This is a genomic window from Limnobacter sp. G6BE5S, from assembly GCF_058448965.1.
Genome location: NZ_JBZFLM010000004.1, coordinates 154,906 through 169,360 on the forward strand (window position 1 = coordinate 154,906; position 14,455 = coordinate 169,360).

16 protein-coding genes and 2 tRNA genes are annotated in these 14,455 nt (G+C 52.9%); 12 read left to right on the forward strand and 6 right to left on the reverse strand.

The genetic code is table 11. The features are described 5' to 3' along the window. Positions 1-38: 38 nt before the first annotated feature. The 4 genes from fabI to ACVL1J_RS08675 all read right to left on the reverse strand — a co-directional run bounded on the left by fabI (position 39) and on the right by ACVL1J_RS08675 (position 3,368). The gene (gene fabI, locus ACVL1J_RS08660; RefSeq protein WP_159570859.1) at positions 39-824 is read right to left on the reverse strand and encodes an enoyl-ACP reductase FabI; all 786 of its coding nucleotides are present in this window, start codon (positions 822-824) and stop codon (positions 39-41) included. Between the two features lie 75 nt (positions 825-899). Continuing rightward, positions 900-2,039 (reverse strand): glycosyltransferase family 4 protein, encoded by a 1,140-nt coding sequence (locus ACVL1J_RS08665; protein WP_394672519.1) that lies wholly within the window; start codon positions 2,037-2,039, stop codon positions 900-902. 6 nt (positions 2,040-2,045) lie between these two features. Continuing rightward, entirely contained in the window at positions 2,046-3,002 is a 957-nt protein-coding gene (locus ACVL1J_RS08670) for a UDP-2,3-diacylglucosamine diphosphatase (RefSeq protein WP_491665286.1), read from the reverse strand. A gap of 96 nt (positions 3,003-3,098) precedes the next feature. Further along, a complete protein-coding gene (locus ACVL1J_RS08675; RefSeq protein ID WP_008249951.1) occupies positions 3,099-3,368 on the reverse strand; it encodes a hypothetical protein in 270 nt (89 codons plus the stop codon). Between the two features lie 128 nt (positions 3,369-3,496). Here ACVL1J_RS08675 and ACVL1J_RS08680 point away from each other — a divergent pair. From ACVL1J_RS08680 to ACVL1J_RS08730, 11 genes are all read left to right on the forward strand, one after another. Next, positions 3,497-3,573 (forward strand) — tRNA-Val (locus ACVL1J_RS08680). 78 nt (positions 3,574-3,651) lie between these two features. Next, entirely contained in the window at positions 3,652-3,804 is a 153-nt protein-coding gene (locus ACVL1J_RS08685; RefSeq protein WP_159570850.1) for a hypothetical protein, read from the forward strand. Between the two features lie 88 nt (positions 3,805-3,892). After that, the gene (thrS, locus tag ACVL1J_RS08690; RefSeq protein WP_491665287.1) at positions 3,893-5,800 is read left to right on the forward strand and encodes a threonine--tRNA ligase; all 1,908 of its coding nucleotides are present in this window, start codon (positions 3,893-3,895) and stop codon (positions 5,798-5,800) included. A gap of 30 nt (positions 5,801-5,830) precedes the next feature. Further along, a complete protein-coding gene (infC, locus tag ACVL1J_RS08695) occupies positions 5,831-6,352 on the forward strand; it encodes a translation initiation factor IF-3 (protein ID WP_491665324.1) in 522 nt (173 codons plus the stop codon). 171 nt (positions 6,353-6,523) lie between these two features. Then, positions 6,524-6,721: a 50S ribosomal protein L35 gene (gene rpmI / locus ACVL1J_RS08700; protein WP_008249957.1), complete on the forward strand. Its 198-nt coding sequence runs from the start codon at positions 6,524-6,526 to the stop codon at positions 6,719-6,721. A gap of 16 nt (positions 6,722-6,737) precedes the next feature. Next, positions 6,738-7,094, forward strand: coding sequence for a 50S ribosomal protein L20 (gene rplT, locus ACVL1J_RS08705; protein ID WP_008249959.1), 357 nt, complete (start codon positions 6,738-6,740; stop codon positions 7,092-7,094). Positions 7,095-7,305: 211 nt separating this feature from the next. Next, positions 7,306-8,268, forward strand: a complete 963-nt coding sequence (pheS, locus tag ACVL1J_RS08710; protein ID WP_491665325.1) for a phenylalanine--tRNA ligase subunit alpha — start codon at positions 7,306-7,308, stop codon at positions 8,266-8,268. Positions 8,269-8,299: 31 nt separating this feature from the next. Next, positions 8,300-10,732 (forward strand): phenylalanine--tRNA ligase subunit beta, encoded by a 2,433-nt coding sequence (gene pheT / locus ACVL1J_RS08715; RefSeq protein WP_341238006.1) that lies wholly within the window; start codon positions 8,300-8,302, stop codon positions 10,730-10,732. A 46-nt stretch (positions 10,733-10,778) separates the two neighbouring features. Next, on the forward strand, positions 10,779-11,132 hold the full coding sequence (locus ACVL1J_RS08720) for an integration host factor subunit alpha (RefSeq protein WP_371717251.1): 354 nt from the start codon (positions 10,779-10,781) through the stop codon (positions 11,130-11,132). Between the two features lie 37 nt (positions 11,133-11,169). Next, complete coding sequence (locus ACVL1J_RS08725) at positions 11,170-11,553, forward strand: MerR family transcriptional regulator (RefSeq protein WP_138518433.1); 384 nt, start codon at positions 11,170-11,172, stop codon at positions 11,551-11,553. A gap of 27 nt (positions 11,554-11,580) precedes the next feature. Next, a tRNA-Pro gene (locus ACVL1J_RS08730) sits at positions 11,581-11,657 on the forward strand. 80 nt (positions 11,658-11,737) lie between these two features. Here the strand turns inward: ACVL1J_RS08730 and ACVL1J_RS08735 are convergent. Both ACVL1J_RS08735 and ACVL1J_RS08740 read right to left on the reverse strand, forming a co-directional pair. After that, the gene (locus tag ACVL1J_RS08735) at positions 11,738-12,310 is read right to left on the reverse strand and encodes an exopolysaccharide biosynthesis protein (protein WP_341238005.1); all 573 of its coding nucleotides are present in this window, start codon (positions 12,308-12,310) and stop codon (positions 11,738-11,740) included. 28 nt (positions 12,311-12,338) lie between these two features. Continuing rightward, the gene (locus tag ACVL1J_RS08740; protein ID WP_341238004.1) at positions 12,339-13,007 is read right to left on the reverse strand and encodes a TetR/AcrR family transcriptional regulator; all 669 of its coding nucleotides are present in this window, start codon (positions 13,005-13,007) and stop codon (positions 12,339-12,341) included. Between the two features lie 93 nt (positions 13,008-13,100). On the opposite strand from ACVL1J_RS08740, the gene ACVL1J_RS08745 reads away from it, so the two are divergent. Next, positions 13,101-14,450 (forward strand): GDSL-type esterase/lipase family protein, encoded by a 1,350-nt coding sequence (locus tag ACVL1J_RS08745; protein WP_341238003.1) that lies wholly within the window; start codon positions 13,101-13,103, stop codon positions 14,448-14,450. The last annotated feature ends 5 nt before the right edge of the window (positions 14,451-14,455 follow it).

Consider the following 14,455-nt stretch of genomic DNA (forward strand, 5'->3'; position numbering starts at 1 on the left):
TACCGCCCTAGGGTGAAACGTTTTAGGAACAATGTTCCTTATTCTGCCATGCCACCTACAACCGTGCTGTAGCCCGCGTCCACATAGGTAATTTCAGCAGTAATGCCACGCGCCAAATCAGACAACATGAAGGCAGCGGCGTTGCCCACATCGTCAATGGTCACGTTGCGACGCAGTGGGGCCGCGTCTTCCACGGCGTGCAAAATTTTGCTAAAGCCCTTAATGCCAGCGGCAGCCAATGTTTTGATGGGGCCAGCCGAAATACCGTTGACGCGAATGCCTTTGGGGCCCAGTGATTCAGCCAGGTAGCGAACAGATGCTTCCAGCGATGCTTTGGCCAAACCCATTGTGTTGTAGTTGGGCACCATGCGCACCGAACCCAGATAGCTCAGCGTAAGCAATGCGCCTTCGCGGCCCTGCATCATGGGGTAGGCAGCCTTGGCCAGTGCCGGAAAACTGTAGGCAGAAATATCGTGCGCAATGCGGAACGCGTCGCGTGAAATACCTTCCAGAAAGTCACCTGCAATGGCTTCGCGTGGTGCAAAGCCAATGGCGTGTACCAAACCATCCAGACCATCCCATTGTTTGCTCAGTTCGGCAAACAGGCTTTCAATTTGAGCGTCTTCAGCCACATCCAAAGGAAACACCAACTTGGAGTCAAACTCGGCAGCCATGTCGGTTACACGGTCGATAAAGCGCTCGGTTTGGTAAGTGAAGGCCAGTTCAGCCCCCTGCGCATGGCAGGCCTTGGCAATACCGTAAGCGATTGAACGGTTTGACAGCAGGCCTGTGATCAGAATTTTTTTACCGGCTAGGAATCCCAATTTGTATTGCTCCCGAGAATAGGTTTTGAGTTTTCATTTTGTGCCTATTATAGGCAATTCACAGGGCAATCGACTTCAGGGGCGGTTGGACAAAGGTTTGGGGTTGCCCGGCAGCTTCTTGGGGGCAAGGTTGCCCAGTCCAATTGGGGCCAAATAACCTTGAAACTGCTCAGCACAGTTTTCCCAGGTAAACGTGCTGGCGTGTTTCAGTGGCGCATTTCGTTCAATTCTCAATGCGGCCATGGCGGCTGTTTTCAGGTTCCAGTCCAGCACGCCAGCACCGGAACTGCCTACTACATCCAGCGGCCCGTTCACGGGGAACGCCGCCACGGGGCAGCCACTGGCCATGGCCTCAAGCAGCACCAATCCAAACGTGTCGGTCAGGCTGGGAAAGACAAACACGTCAGCACGTTTGTACAACTCAGACAAGGCAGCATGGTTCAACATGCCAAACCACTTGGCCTCGGGAAACTGCCTTTGAAGCGCCTTGCGGGCAGGTCCATCACCAGCAATCCACTTCTCGCCGGGCAATTCAAGACTTAAAAAAGCCTCCAGGTTTTTTTCCACAGCCACTCGACCCGCGTACAGAAACACCGGTTTTTCCTCCGTGAATTCATTCAGTCGACGCAGCAGTTCTACTTGTTGCGCGTCATCTTGAGGCAAATCGCGCGGGCTGTAACTTAGGTGCTTGCTGGCGGCCGATTGATCGGGATTGAAGCGTTTCAAATCCACACCCCGTTGCCACAGCACGCAGTTGGATAAACCACGATCTTTCAACGTGGTGATTACTGATTGGGTGGGCACCATGACTGCGCGGGAGGGCTTGTGGAACCACCGCAACAGTGCGGCAGTAAAGCGAATGGGAATGCCCGACCTCGCTTTGACATACTCGGGAAACTGCGTGTGGTACGCAGTGGTAAAGGGCAACTTGCGGCCATGGGCCAGCAAACGCATGGCCAAGCCAATGGGTCCTTCGGTCACAATGTGCACGGCCTGCGGTTTAAACTGGTCGAGTTCAGTGCGCAGGCGGTTGAAAGGCCACAGGGCCAAGCGAATTTCAGGGTAGGTGGGGCAAGGAATGGTTTTGAACAAACCAGGGTGAATCACCCGCACGTCGTGGCCGCGGGCAGTGAGCTGTGCCACCACCTGGCTGAGCGTTTGTACCACACCGTTGACTTGTGGTGCCCAGGCATCAGTTGCTATCAGAATTCGCATGGTGGTTCACTCCGCTGCTGTGTGCGCAAGCGCTTTTTGTTTGCGAACCGGCAGGTCACGGTGTGGCCAGTGAACAATGTCCAGTTTGCCGCAAGGGTGTTCAACCAGGGCGGTCAGGCTTTCCACCCAGTCGCCATCGTTGCAGTACAACAAGCCGTCGACTTCTTTAATCTCGGCTTTGTGAATATGGCCACACACAACACCGTCGTAGCCGCGGTGTTTGGCTTCATTTATCAGAGCATGCTCAAACTCGAGAATGAAGTTCACCGCGTTCTTGACCTGCTGCTTCAAGAACTGGGACAGCGACCAGTACGGGTAACCCAGCTTGATTCGAATGTTGTTCAGCATTCGGTTCATGGTCAAAGCGAAGGTGTACAGCGTGTCGCCCAGGTAGGCCAGCCACTTGGCATAGCGCACCACCTGATCAAATTCATCTCCATGCACTACCCACAAACGTTTGCCGTCTGCGGTGACGTGCACCGCATTTTCCATAATCGGAATATCGCCAAAGGTCATGCCTGCAAACTGGCGCGCGGCTTCATCGTGGTTGCCGGGAATAAACACCACTTGCGTGCCCTTGCGCGCTTTGCGCAACACTTTCTGAATGACATCGTTGTGGCTTTGCGGCCAAAACCAGCTTTTGCGCAATTGCCAGCCGTCAATAATGTCCCCGACCAGGTACAGCGTGTCGCTTTCATTGTGTTTCAGAAAGTGGAGCAGGGCGTCGGCCTGGCAACCGGGCGTGCCCAGGTGAATGTCTGAAATCCAGATGGTGCGGTATTTGTTGGAACTTTGTTCCTCAGAAGCAGGGTCGACGGGGTCAGCGCCCTGAGAAACTGCGGATGCCGCTGCATTGAGGGAATGTTCTTCAGTTGTTGTCGCTTTCGCAAACAGTTGTTCGGCAAGTTGCTGCTTGAAATTCAACTGGTTCGAGCGCATTTTTAATGTCCATGTTCTTGTCATGGCCCCATTAAACGCGCTCGATTTGACTACCTTGTGACAGTTATATGACTCTTTTTTGACAAAAACCCCGAGCCATAAACAGCAATGTGACTGGTTTTATTTTGCTTCCAGGCTTTTCGGCAGCCACCAGGTGAAGCCATACAGCAGGGTTTTTGACACCACTTCCATGGTTGGCAAGTTTTTACCGCGCAGTCGCAAGAAGGCAATTGGCAATTCCAGCGTGTGCGCCACCAGCAGCAAAGCGGCCAGCACCAACAGGAAAGGCATGACCAGGCTAATCAGCAAATAGGCTGGAACCACAATCCAGAAGCCGTTCATGACTTTGCGCATGGATTCAAACGATTGAGGGCTGACTTTAATGGCCATTTGCTTTCCTTGTGGGTGAGGTAGGTCTTGAAAAATTGAATATGACAATAGTTCTTGTCAGAAGTCTTGTCAAGCGCGTTTGGACTTGCCCCCGCAAGCGCACTGGTGTATATTTCGCACTCTTCTTTAGGACCGTAGCTCAGCTGGTTAGAGCGCTGCCTTGACATGGCAGAGGTCGCTGGTTCGATTCCAGTCGGTCCTACCAAATTCTCCCCCCAAAACTAAATCATCAAGAATCTCCATTCCGTTGCACAATGCAGGAATCAGGTTTGCATTTGCATGCTTGAAACCTTCAGGAGTGCTGGCCATGGGCCATGAACAGAAAAGCAACAAGATGGACAAGAAGAAAGCGCTAAGCTCACCCAAAGAGAAAAAAGCGGCGAAGAAAGTGAAAAAAGACATCAAGGAAGGCATTCACAAGCCCAAATTGGTTTGATTTCAACATTCAGGCACCGATTGAAAGGCTAAAATAGAGGGTTGATGAAAAGTCTATCCAAGCCTAAACAATCGTAAGGGAAGTACATATGCCAGTTATCCGCCTGCCTGACGGATCCGAACGTGTTTTCGATCACCCCGTGACAGTCGCCCAAGTGGCTGCAAGCATCGGCCCCGGTTTGGCGAAAGCCGCCTTGGCCGGCACGGTAAACGGCACGCTGGTTGATACCTCCTACACCATCGAAAGCGACTCCTCACTTTCTATCGTCACTGAAAAGGACGAGGAAGGGCTGGACATGATTCGCCACTCAACGGCCCACCTGTTGGCCTATGCCGTGAAGGAATTGTTCCCCACAGCGCAGGTCACCATTGGCCCGGTCATTGAAGACGGCTTTTACTACGACTTTTCTTACGAGCGCCCCTTCACCCCTGAAGACCTGGAAGCAATCGAGAAAAAAATGGCCGAGTTGGTCAAGCTCGATGAAGTGGTTACCCGCGAAGAATGGGTTCGCGACGACGCCGTGCAGTTTTTCAAAGACCAAGGCGAGCATTACAAAGCGGAAATTATTGCCAGCATTCCCAGCAACGAGAATATTTCCCTGTACCGCGAAGGCAAGTTCATCGATTTGTGCCGTGGGCCCCATGTGCCCAACACCGGCAAACTGAAGCACTTCAAGCTGATGAAAGTGGCTGGTGCCTACTGGCGCGGCAATTCAAACAATGAAATGTTGCAGCGTATCTACGGCACGGCCTGGACCAAGAAAGAAGACTTGGCAGCTTACCTGCACCGCCTTGAAGAAGCTGAAAAGCGCGACCACCGCAAACTGGGCAAGCAGCTTGATTTGTTCCACATGCAAGACGAAGCGCCTGGTTTGGTGTTTTGGCACCCCAAGGGCTGGGCGCTGTGGCAACAGGTGGAGCAGTACATGCGCAAGGTGTACGTGGATGGCGACTATCAGGAAATTCGCTGCCCCCAGATTCTGGACCGCAAGCTGTGGGAAAAGTCGGGTCATTGGGACAACTACAAAGAACACATGTTCACCACCGAGTCGGAAAAGCGCGACTACGCCTTAAAGCCGATGAACTGCCCGGGTCACATCGAGGTGTTCAAGAGCGATTTGCGTTCATACCGCGACTTGCCCATGCGCTATGGTGAATTTGGTGCATGCCACCGCAATGAAACCTCCGGTGCCTTGCACGGCATTATGCGAGTGCGTGGCTTCACGCAAGACGACGGTCACATTTTCTGTACCGAAGATCAGGTTCGCGAAGAGGTGACCAAATTCAACCAGGTGGCCATGCAGGTGTACGCTGACTTTGGTTTCAATGAAATCAATGTCAAGTTGGCCTTGCGCCCCGAGGCCCGTTTGGGCACCGATGAAACCTGGGACAAAGCCGAAGGTTCCCTGCGTGCTGCCTTGAAGGCCTGTGGCGTTGAGTGGACCGAGCTGCCGGGCGAGGGCGCTTTCTACGGCCCTAAAATTGAATACCACATGAAAGACTCGATTGGTCGTTCATGGCAGTGCGGCACCATTCAGGTTGACTTCCAGTTGCCTGGTCGCTTGGGTGCCGAATATGTGGCTGAAGACAACAGTCGCCGCGTGCCTGTTATGCTTCACCGTGCCATTGTGGGTTCAATGGAGCGCTTCATCGGCATCTTGATTGAAAACCATGCGGGCGCCATGCCCCTGTGGCTGTCGCCGGTGCAAGTGGTGGTTGCTACCATCACCGAAGCGCACAATGAATACGCGCACAATGTGGTGCAAATGTTGAAAAAACAAGGCATTAGGGTGGAGGCGGATTTGCGTAATGAAAAAATCAATCGTAAAATCCGTGAGCACACCATGCAGAAAACCCCGTATATCGCTGTCATCGGCGACGCGGAACGTGATGCAAACCAAGTTGCTGTGCGCCTGCGCGGCAACGAAAACCTGGGCTCCTTGCCTGTTGATGAATTCGTTCAGCGCTTGCTGGGTGAAATCAACAGCAGGGCCTGATTTTATTTAACCAGAAGAAAGAGGCTAGATATCGTAGCAGAAAAGAAAAATCGCACGAACGAGGAAATTCGTATCCCCGAAGTGCGCCTCATTGGAATTGAGGGTGAGCAGTTAGGCATCGTTAAAACACCAGACGCGCTGCGGATGGCTGAAGAAGGCGGTGTGGATTTGGTAGAGATTGCACCCCAGGCGGTGCCGCCAGTGGCCAAGCTGATGGATTACGGCAAGTTCCGTTACCAAGAGCAAAAGAAAGCTGCTGAGGCCAAATCCAAACAAAAACAGGTTCAAATCAAGGAAATCAAGTTCCGCCCCGGAACAGACGACGGCGATTACAACGTGAAGTTGCGTAATTTGACCCGTTTTCTGGAAGACGGCGACAAGTGCAAAGTTACCTTGCGCTTCCGCGGACGTGAAATGGCTCACCAAGACATTGGTGCCCGCCTTTTGGAGCGTGTTCGCAACGACCTCGAAGAAATTGGTCAGGTAGAACAAATGCCCAAAATGGAAGGCCGCCAAATGGTCATGATGATTGCGCCACGCAAGAAAGTGTAATTTTCCAAATAGATTGCCAGTATTAGCAAACCCGCGCTATAATCGCGGGCTTGCTGCATTGTGCGTAAAAACACAGCGCAACAAATTGCCCACCAGGTCAGAAAAGTGCTTCGTCGAAGCCACCTGCAAGCAGGTTTGGTTCAATTACCAAACAGTATCAGGAGCACCAAGATGCCCAAGATGAAGACCAAAAAGAGCGCCTCCAAGCGTTTCTTGGTCCGCTCAAGCGGATCGATCAAGCGTGGCCACGCCTTTAAGCGCCACATCCTCACCAAGAAAACGACCAAAAGCAAGCGTCAATTGCGCGGCATGGAAACGATTCATAAATCAGACATCGGTCGCGTTCGCGACATGATGCCTTACGCATAACCGGGAGGAGTGTCAAATGCCTAGAGTAAAACGTGGTGTAACGGCTCGCGCCCGTCACAAAAAAGTTATCGCCCAAGCCAAAGGCTTCCGCGGTCGTCGTAACAATGTATTCCGCGTTGCCAAGCAAGCGGTTATGCGTGCTGGTCAGTACGCATACCGTGACCGTCGCAACAAGAAGCGCGTATTCCGCGCCCTGTGGATCACCCGTATCAACGCAGCAGTGCGTGAACACGGCATGACCTACAGCGTATTCATCAATGGCTTGAAGAAAGCCGCAATTGGTCTGGACCGCAAGGTGTTGGCTGATTTGGCAGTGACCGACAAAGCAGCATTCGCTGCCATCGTGGGTCAAGTGCGTGCAGCGCAGGCCTAAGCTAGTCAAATAATTGTCATAAGTGTTACCAGTGAGGTATTTCACTTAAGTCGGCGAAAAGACTAAACAAAACGGAGCTCTCGGGCTCCGTTTTTGTTTTCAGGCGGTACAATTCAGGGCTCTACGCAAAGCCGTTCCAATCTCAAGAAGAATCGACCCAATACCCATGGATGCATCGCTTTTAGCCATTCTTACCGAGGCCGAACAGGCCATGTCATCGGCAACCGACCCGGTCAGTCTTGAAAACATCAAGGCCCAGTTTTTGGGCAAGCAGGGCAAGGTCACCGAGTTGCTCAAAGGCATGGCAGCGCTGTCGCCCGAAGAAAAGAAAACCCGCGGCGCGGAAATCAACCAGCTTAAGCAGCAGGTTGAGGCCGTGTTGAATGCCAAGCGCCAGGCGCTGGCCGATGCCGCCATGCAAGCCAAGCTGCAGGCACAGGCCATTGATGTCACCAAGCCTGGTCGCATGCGTGGCACCGGCGGTTTGCACCCAGCCATGCGCACACTAGAGCGCATTGAAGAAATTTTCACCACCATTGGCTTTGATTTGGCCGATGGGCCTGAAATTGAAACCGATTTTCACAACTTCACCGCATTGAACACACCGGAGAATCACCCCGCGCGTTCCATGCACGACACCTTCTACGTTGAAGGCACCGGCGGTAACCTGCTGCGCACGCACACCTCGCCCATGCAGGTGCGCTACATGCAAACCAACAAGCCGCCCATTCGCATTATTGCGCCGGGCCGCGTGTACCGCGTAGACAGCGATGCAACCCATTCGCCCATGTTTCATCAGGTTGAAGGTTTGTGGATTGATGAAGGCGTCAGTTTTGCTGATTTGAAAGCGGTGTTCATGGATTTCCTGAAAACCTTTTTCGAAACCGACGACATCACCATTCGTTTTCGCCCCTCGTTTTTCCCGTTCACTGAACCGTCTGCGGAAATTGACATGGCATTCACCAGTGGCCCCAACAAGGGCAAGTGGCTGGAAATTGCCGGTTGCGGACAGGTGCACCCGAATGTGTTGCGCCATGTGGGCATCGACCCGGAAACCTATACGGGCTTTGCCTTTGGTGTGGGCCCCGACCGTTTGACCATGCTGCGCTATGGCATCAACGATCTGCGCCTGTTCTATGAAAACGACATTCGTTTTCTGCAGCAATTCAATTAAATTTAAATAAACCAGTTTTGGATATTTCAAGATGCAATTCACAGAATCCTGGTTGAAGTCACTCGTCAACACCCCTTTGAACACGCAAGAACTGGGCGACAAGCTCACCATGGCGGGTTTGGAGGTTGAAGAACTTGAACCCCTGGCCCCGGAATTTTCTGGCGTGGTGGTGGGTTTGGTTGTTAAAAAAGACAAGCACCCCGATGCCGACCGCTTAAGCGTGTGCCAAGTGCAGGTTGCCGAGGGCGATGTGCGCCAAATTGTGTGCGGTGCCCCCAATGTGGCTGAAGGCCTGAAAGTACCTTGCGCCTTGCCCGGTGCCGAGTTGCCTGGTGGCTTTAAGATCAAGCCCACCAAAATGCGCGGTGTTGAAAGCGGCGGCATGTTGTGTTCCGGCAAAGAATTGGGCGTGCCCAGCGATGTCGATGGCCTGCATATTCTGAACAGCGACTTCCCAGTGGGTGGCAATGTGCGTGAACTTCTCGGCTTAAACGAGATGAAGTTCACCCTGAAAATGACACCCAACCGCGCGGACTGTTTAAGCGTGTGGGGCGTGGCCCGTGAAGTGGCAGCACTGACAGGCGCAGCACTGAACGCACCTTCATTTGCACCTGTGGCCGCAAGCATTGGCGACACACTGAATGTGAAAGTTGAAAACACCGATCTGTGCGGTCGTTTTGCCGGGCGCGTTATTCGTGGTGTGAACAACAATGCAAAAACACCGCAGTGGATGGTTGATCGCCTTGAAGGCGCAGGCCAGCGCAGCTTGAACGCCTTGGTCGATATTTCCAACTACGTGATGCTTGAACTGGGCCGCCCCAGCCATGTGTTCGACCTGGACAAAGTGCAGGGCGACCTTACCGTGCGTTGGGCGCGCGACGGCGAGAAGCTGAAGCTGCTCAACGACATGGAAGTAACGCTGAAGCCGCACATGGGCGTGATTTGTGATGCCAATGGCCCTGAAGCGCTGGCTGGCATTATGGGTGGGGACCACACTGCAGTGAACGAAGGCACCACCCATATTTTTGTGGAAGCTGCGTTTTGGCACCCCGACGCCATTGTGGGCCGTGCGCGCGAATTCAATTTCTCGTCCGATGCCTCGCACCGATTTGAGCGTGGCGTGGACTTCCAAACCATTCCCGAGCACATTGAGCGCATTACCAGTTTGATTCTTGAAATTTGCGGTGGCCAGGCTGGCCCCGTGGTGGATCAGGTGTTGAACCTGCCTGCACGCAAGCCGGTTACGCTGCGCCATGCGCGTGCTGAAATGGTGATTGGCATGCCATTCACTGTTGAGCAAGTAAACGATGTGTTCACCAAGCTGGGTTTTCAGTTTTCAACCGAGGGGCAGGGCGCTGAAATCCGCTACGTGGTCAACCCACCTAGCTACCGCTTCGACATTAATATTGAAGAAGACCTGATTGAAGAAGTGATTCGCGTGGTTGGCTACGACAGCTTGCCGCTGCGCGCGCCCATGGGCAAGCTGAAAATGCTTCCTGCCGCTGAAGGCAAAATTGGCCGCCATGCCATTCGCCGTCAAGTGGCAGCGCTGGGCTATCAGGAAGTGGTCAGCTACAGCTTCACGCCCGAACAATGGGAGGCTGACTTCAATGCCAACACCAACCCCGTGCGCCTGCTGAACCCGATTGCAAGCCATTTGAGCGTAATGCGCTCCACCTTGATAGGCAGCTTGGCTGGGGTGTTGAAACACAACCTGGGCCACCGTGTTGACCGCTTGCGCGTGTTTGAAGTGGCCCGCGTGTTCGAGAAAGACGACAAGGTGCAAGACGGTGCGCAAACCGTGGCCGGTTTCAAGCAAACCTGGAAATTGGGCGGCTTGGCCTATGGCTTGGCCGACCAGCTGCAATGGGCTGCCGGCAATAACCGCGCACTCGATTTCTTTGATGTAAAAGGCGATGTAGAGCAATTGCTGCATGGCCGCAAGGTGGACTTTGAAGTATTCGATGCTGCAAACCCACACCCAGCCTTGCACCCAGGCCGCAGTGCCCGCGTGTTGGTGAACAAGCAGCCCATTGGTTTTATCGGCGAGCTGCACCCCAAGCTGGCACAAGAGTACGATTTGCCCCAAGCGCCTATTGTGTTTGAGTTGCTGCTCGATGGCCTGAACACCCGCAAGTTGCCTGCATTCAAAGAGGTGTCCAAGCAACCTGTGGTGGTTCGTGACCTGGCGTTTGTGGTGGACCAGGCAATTGCTGCTGCGCAACTTAAAAAAGCCTTCACGGAAGTGAAAGATGACAACCTTGGCTGGCTGAAATCGGTTATCCTTTTTGATGAATTCGTACCGAAAGAAGAAGGTAAGGGTCTGAATCTAAATGAGAAAAGTTTGGCATTCAGGTTAACCCTCCAGGCCGCGGACCGCAGCCTGACCGATGCAGACATCGAGCCATTGTTAAAGAAAATGATTGAGCAAGCCAGCCAGCGTTGCGCTGCTCGTTTGCGATAAAAATATATTTGGTTAATAGGTAGAACTCACTGTGGATCAATTTGTGTTGAACGACGACCGAAGTAACGAGATGACAGCCCGCTCCGACCGCATGGACCTGATTGAAGACGGTCTGGCATCGGGGTCTCTGACCAAAGCCGAACTGGCTGAAATGCTGTTTGACAGCTTGGGCCTGAACAAGCGCGAAGCGAAAGATTTCGTCGATGCGTTTTTTGATGAAATTCGCACCACTCTTGAAGGCGGTGACTCGGTCAAATTGTCGGGTTTTGGCAATTTTCAGCTGCGAGACAAACCACAACGCCCAGGTAGAAACCCAAAAACTGGTGAAGAAATTCCCATTGCAGCGCGTAGAGTGGTAACCTTTCATCCCAGCCAGAAACTTAAAGCTTTGGTTGAATAATTTTCACTAAATTATTTAAGTACAAGCAAATTACTCAATGCAAAAAACCGTAAACCCAGACGGAGCACCACCCTCAGCCAGCTTGCCGCCCATTCCGGCCAAGCGTTATTTCACCATTGGTGAGGTGTCTGAATTGTGTGGCGTTAAAACCCACGTGCTTCGCTATTGGGAGCAAGAATTCACGCAACTGAAGTCGATTACCCGCCGTGGCAATCGCCGTTACTACCAGCATCACGAAGTGCTGTTTATTCGCAGAATTCGTGAATTGCTGTATGAACACGGCTTTACCATTAACGGTGCACGCAATCGTTTGGATCAAGAAAAAAATGGCCCTGCGGGCGATGCACCGTTGCCAATTTTGATTGATCGTGAAGTTTTGAAAGAACAATTGCTAAATTTGCGTGAAGCCCTGAAAGCTTAAACGTTTCTAGGTATAATCCAGCCTTCTCGGAATGTGGCGCAGCCTGGTAGCGCACTTGCATGGGGTGCAAGGGGTCGGAGGTTCGAATCCTCTCATTCCGACCAAAATTGAAAAAGCCCAAGTCTAAAAGCTTGGGCTTTTTTGTTTTAAAATTGAGCAAATTTCTTTGCCTGTAAATTTCATTTCACACTACTCTCAATATCAACCACACCAAAAACCCCAACACACCGACACCCACCAAGCCAGTCACAATGCCCGCGATGATCGCAATACCATCGCGCGCCATCAGCCCAAGCCCAATCAATATAAGTGCAACTGCGGGGGTGCCGTTGCCACCGGGTATGGGCAAAAAAATGATAAAGCCCATTAGCGCGATGAAGGGAACAAGCCAGCCCCTGTGGGCGGGGCTGCTGAGTGCTTCAAGCCGTGGTTTGCACACCAGGTCAGCTTTGGTGTAGATCCACGTCAAAATCTTGATCATCCGGGTGGCTGATGTTTTGGACAGTTGAACGCGGCACACCGATTCAGGCAGGCCGTGGCTGCTGTCGTTGATCCACATCATGCGTGCAATTGCCCAGATTCCGAATGAGAACAAAAAGCCTGAGAAGGGAATGGGCAGCAGGGTGAGCACTGCGAGAAAAAGCAGCAATGCGCCGTGGGCGGATTCGCCGTGCATGTCGGCTAAAAATCGCACGGAAACTTTGTCGTCGTGAGGGTGTGCAACTGCCAGTTTCAGGCGCAGAAGTAATTCGTTCATGCGGCAGTATACCTGCGATGTATTGCACTCAAATGTAGCCTTTCACGCCGAGTTCGCGGCCCATGCCGCCAAACACGCGCTCGGTGCCGTCCACCAGTTCCTTGACTGGTTGTTTAAAGTCGGTGGCTATCCAGCTTTGGCACAAATGAATAATTATACCCACAGCGCTTTTGGCCATCACACGCAGCACTTTGTCGGGCACTTTGGGGCCGCTTAAAAACGGCCGGGTAAATTGCAGCATCAGATCGACAAACGCATCGTAACGCTCACCGTACATTTCGCCCAGTTGGCCACGCACGGTCATGGCTTCAATCAATATTAGCCGCGCTTTAACAGGGTTGCGCTGTACAAAGCCAAAGCTTTCCTCAAGCCCGGCGCGGACCAGTTTGCGGGCGTCCATGAGGTGGGGGGAGACTGCCGCCAAAATGGATTGCATGTAGTCTCGCGTTGCTGATTCATAGGCAGCAGTCAACAGGGCTTCGCGGCTGGGAAAGGTTTGGTAGAAGTAACGTTTGGTCAGGCCAGCTTCTGCACAAATGGCATCAATGCTGACGGCTGCGAAACCTTGCGTGCCAAACAATTGAACGGCAGCTTCCACCAATGCGCGTTTGCGTGCGGTCTGCCGTTCCTCTGCGGATTTACCGCCATAGCTGCGAAGTGTGGCCGGCTGGGGCAGGGTGTGATTGGGTTCAGTCACGATTTTTTTGCATGTTTTGAAATATTTGACACGGAATCGTATCACATTTATTCTGATACGCAATCGTGTCAAATTTATCAATTTTTCCTTGTTATGAACATTTCATTTACGCGTGTTGTGGGCATGGTTTGTGCCCTGTTGCTGGCAGCCTGTGGTGGCCAGCAGGGTAGCGGCGCCAATGGCTCTGCTATGGTGCGTGCAAGTAGCGCCAACTTTTGCACGCCCATTCAGGGCAATTCAGTACCGGACCGCGCGGTTACCTCATGGAAAACTGCGCCCGGCGACGCGCTGATTACGCACCCCATCAGCTTTTTAACGGTGCGGCAATCGTTTGCGCCGCACTGGGCGGGTGATGTGGTGCGCTTGCGTTTAAGCAACAGGTATTCAAGCCTCCCAGTTACTTTTAGCAATATTCATTTGGCTGAGGAAGCCGCACCGGGCAGTGCCGATATGGTGCCCAATACGCAATGTTTGCTCACCTTCAATGGCCAGCCCAGCGTAACTTTACAGGCCGGTGAAACGGTGGTGAGCGACTGGATGGTGTACCCGGTGCAGGCGTTTAAACGCTTGGGGGTTAGTTTTTACGCACCGGGCCTTACGCCACAGGTAACCCGCCATTTGAATGCGAATGAAGTGCTGTACCTGAGCCTGCCCGGCGACCATGCCGCCAATGCAGATGGCAGCGTTTTTGTGGCTGCGCCTGAGGGTTACACCGCCAATTTTTTGGTGATTGAAGCACTGGAAGTGTTGGCGCGGCCCGAGGTTAGCACAGTGGTTGCAGTGGGCGATTCCATCACCGATGGGTCAGATTCAACCACGGCGTTGTTAAGCGGACGCGGTTCGCCACTGGTGGCCACCGATCAACGTTATCCCAACCATTTGCAGCGCCGCTTCAACGATGCGGGCATGCCTTTTACCGTGGCCAATGCGGGTATTGGTGGCAACGAGCTTTTGCGCGATGGCTGGTTGCCCCAGTTTGGTAAATCACTGCTTGCCCGTTTCGATGCCGATGTGCTGCAAACCCAGGGTGTAAGCCATGTGTTGGTGATGATAGGCACCAACGATTTCGGAAACCCCAAACCAGGGCAAGCACCCACATCTGAAGCACTGATTGCAGGGTACCAAGAGTTGATTGCCAAAGCCCGGAATGCAGGCTTGAAAATTATTCTGGGCACCATACCGCCTGCGCAAGGAACGGTGACAGAGTTGGTGCCTGTATTGCACGGTACTACAGCCGCAACACGTTCTCGTGATGAAGCCAATGCCTGGATACGCAGTCAACATTTGAGTGATGGTGTGGTGGATTTTGAGAAGTGCCTGGAAGATAAAAACCGTGCGGGTTTTTTGGCTGAGGAATACAACAGCGGTGACAACCTGCACCCCAACCCGGCAGGTTACGCCGCCATGGCGGACTGCGTGAATTTGAATCTATTTAGAAATTGATTTGA

What these genes read in the sequence shown, in the direction of transcription:
- rpmI (WP_008249957.1), top strand. Translation starts at nt 6,524, where the DNA reads ATGCCCAAGATGAAGACCAAAAAGAGCGCCTCCAAGCGTTTCTTGGTC.
- pheT (WP_341238006.1), top strand. Translation starts at nt 8,300, where the DNA reads ATGCAATTCACAGAATCCTGGTTGAAGTCACTCGTCAACACCCCTTTG.
- ACVL1J_RS08665 (WP_394672519.1), bottom strand. Translation starts at nt 2,039, where the DNA reads ATGCGAATTCTGATAGCAACTGATGCCTGGGCACCACAAGTCAACGGT.
- thrS (WP_491665287.1), top strand. Translation starts at nt 3,893, where the DNA reads ATGCCAGTTATCCGCCTGCCTGACGGATCCGAACGTGTTTTCGATCAC.
- ACVL1J_RS08725 (WP_138518433.1), top strand. Translation starts at nt 11,170, where the DNA reads ATGCAAAAAACCGTAAACCCAGACGGAGCACCACCCTCAGCCAGCTTG.
- ACVL1J_RS08670 (WP_491665286.1), bottom strand. Translation starts at nt 3,002, where the DNA reads ATGACAAGAACATGGACATTAAAAATGCGCTCGAACCAGTTGAATTTC.
- ACVL1J_RS08745 (WP_341238003.1), top strand. Translation starts at nt 13,101, where the DNA reads ATGAACATTTCATTTACGCGTGTTGTGGGCATGGTTTGTGCCCTGTTG.
- ACVL1J_RS08675 (WP_008249951.1), bottom strand. Translation starts at nt 3,368, where the DNA reads ATGGCCATTAAAGTCAGCCCTCAATCGTTTGAATCCATGCGCAAAGTC.
- rplT (WP_008249959.1), top strand. Translation starts at nt 6,738, where the DNA reads ATGCCTAGAGTAAAACGTGGTGTAACGGCTCGCGCCCGTCACAAAAAA.
- ACVL1J_RS08735 (WP_341238005.1), bottom strand. Translation starts at nt 12,310, where the DNA reads ATGAACGAATTACTTCTGCGCCTGAAACTGGCAGTTGCACACCCTCAC.
- pheS (WP_491665325.1), top strand. Translation starts at nt 7,306, where the DNA reads ATGTCATCGGCAACCGACCCGGTCAGTCTTGAAAACATCAAGGCCCAG.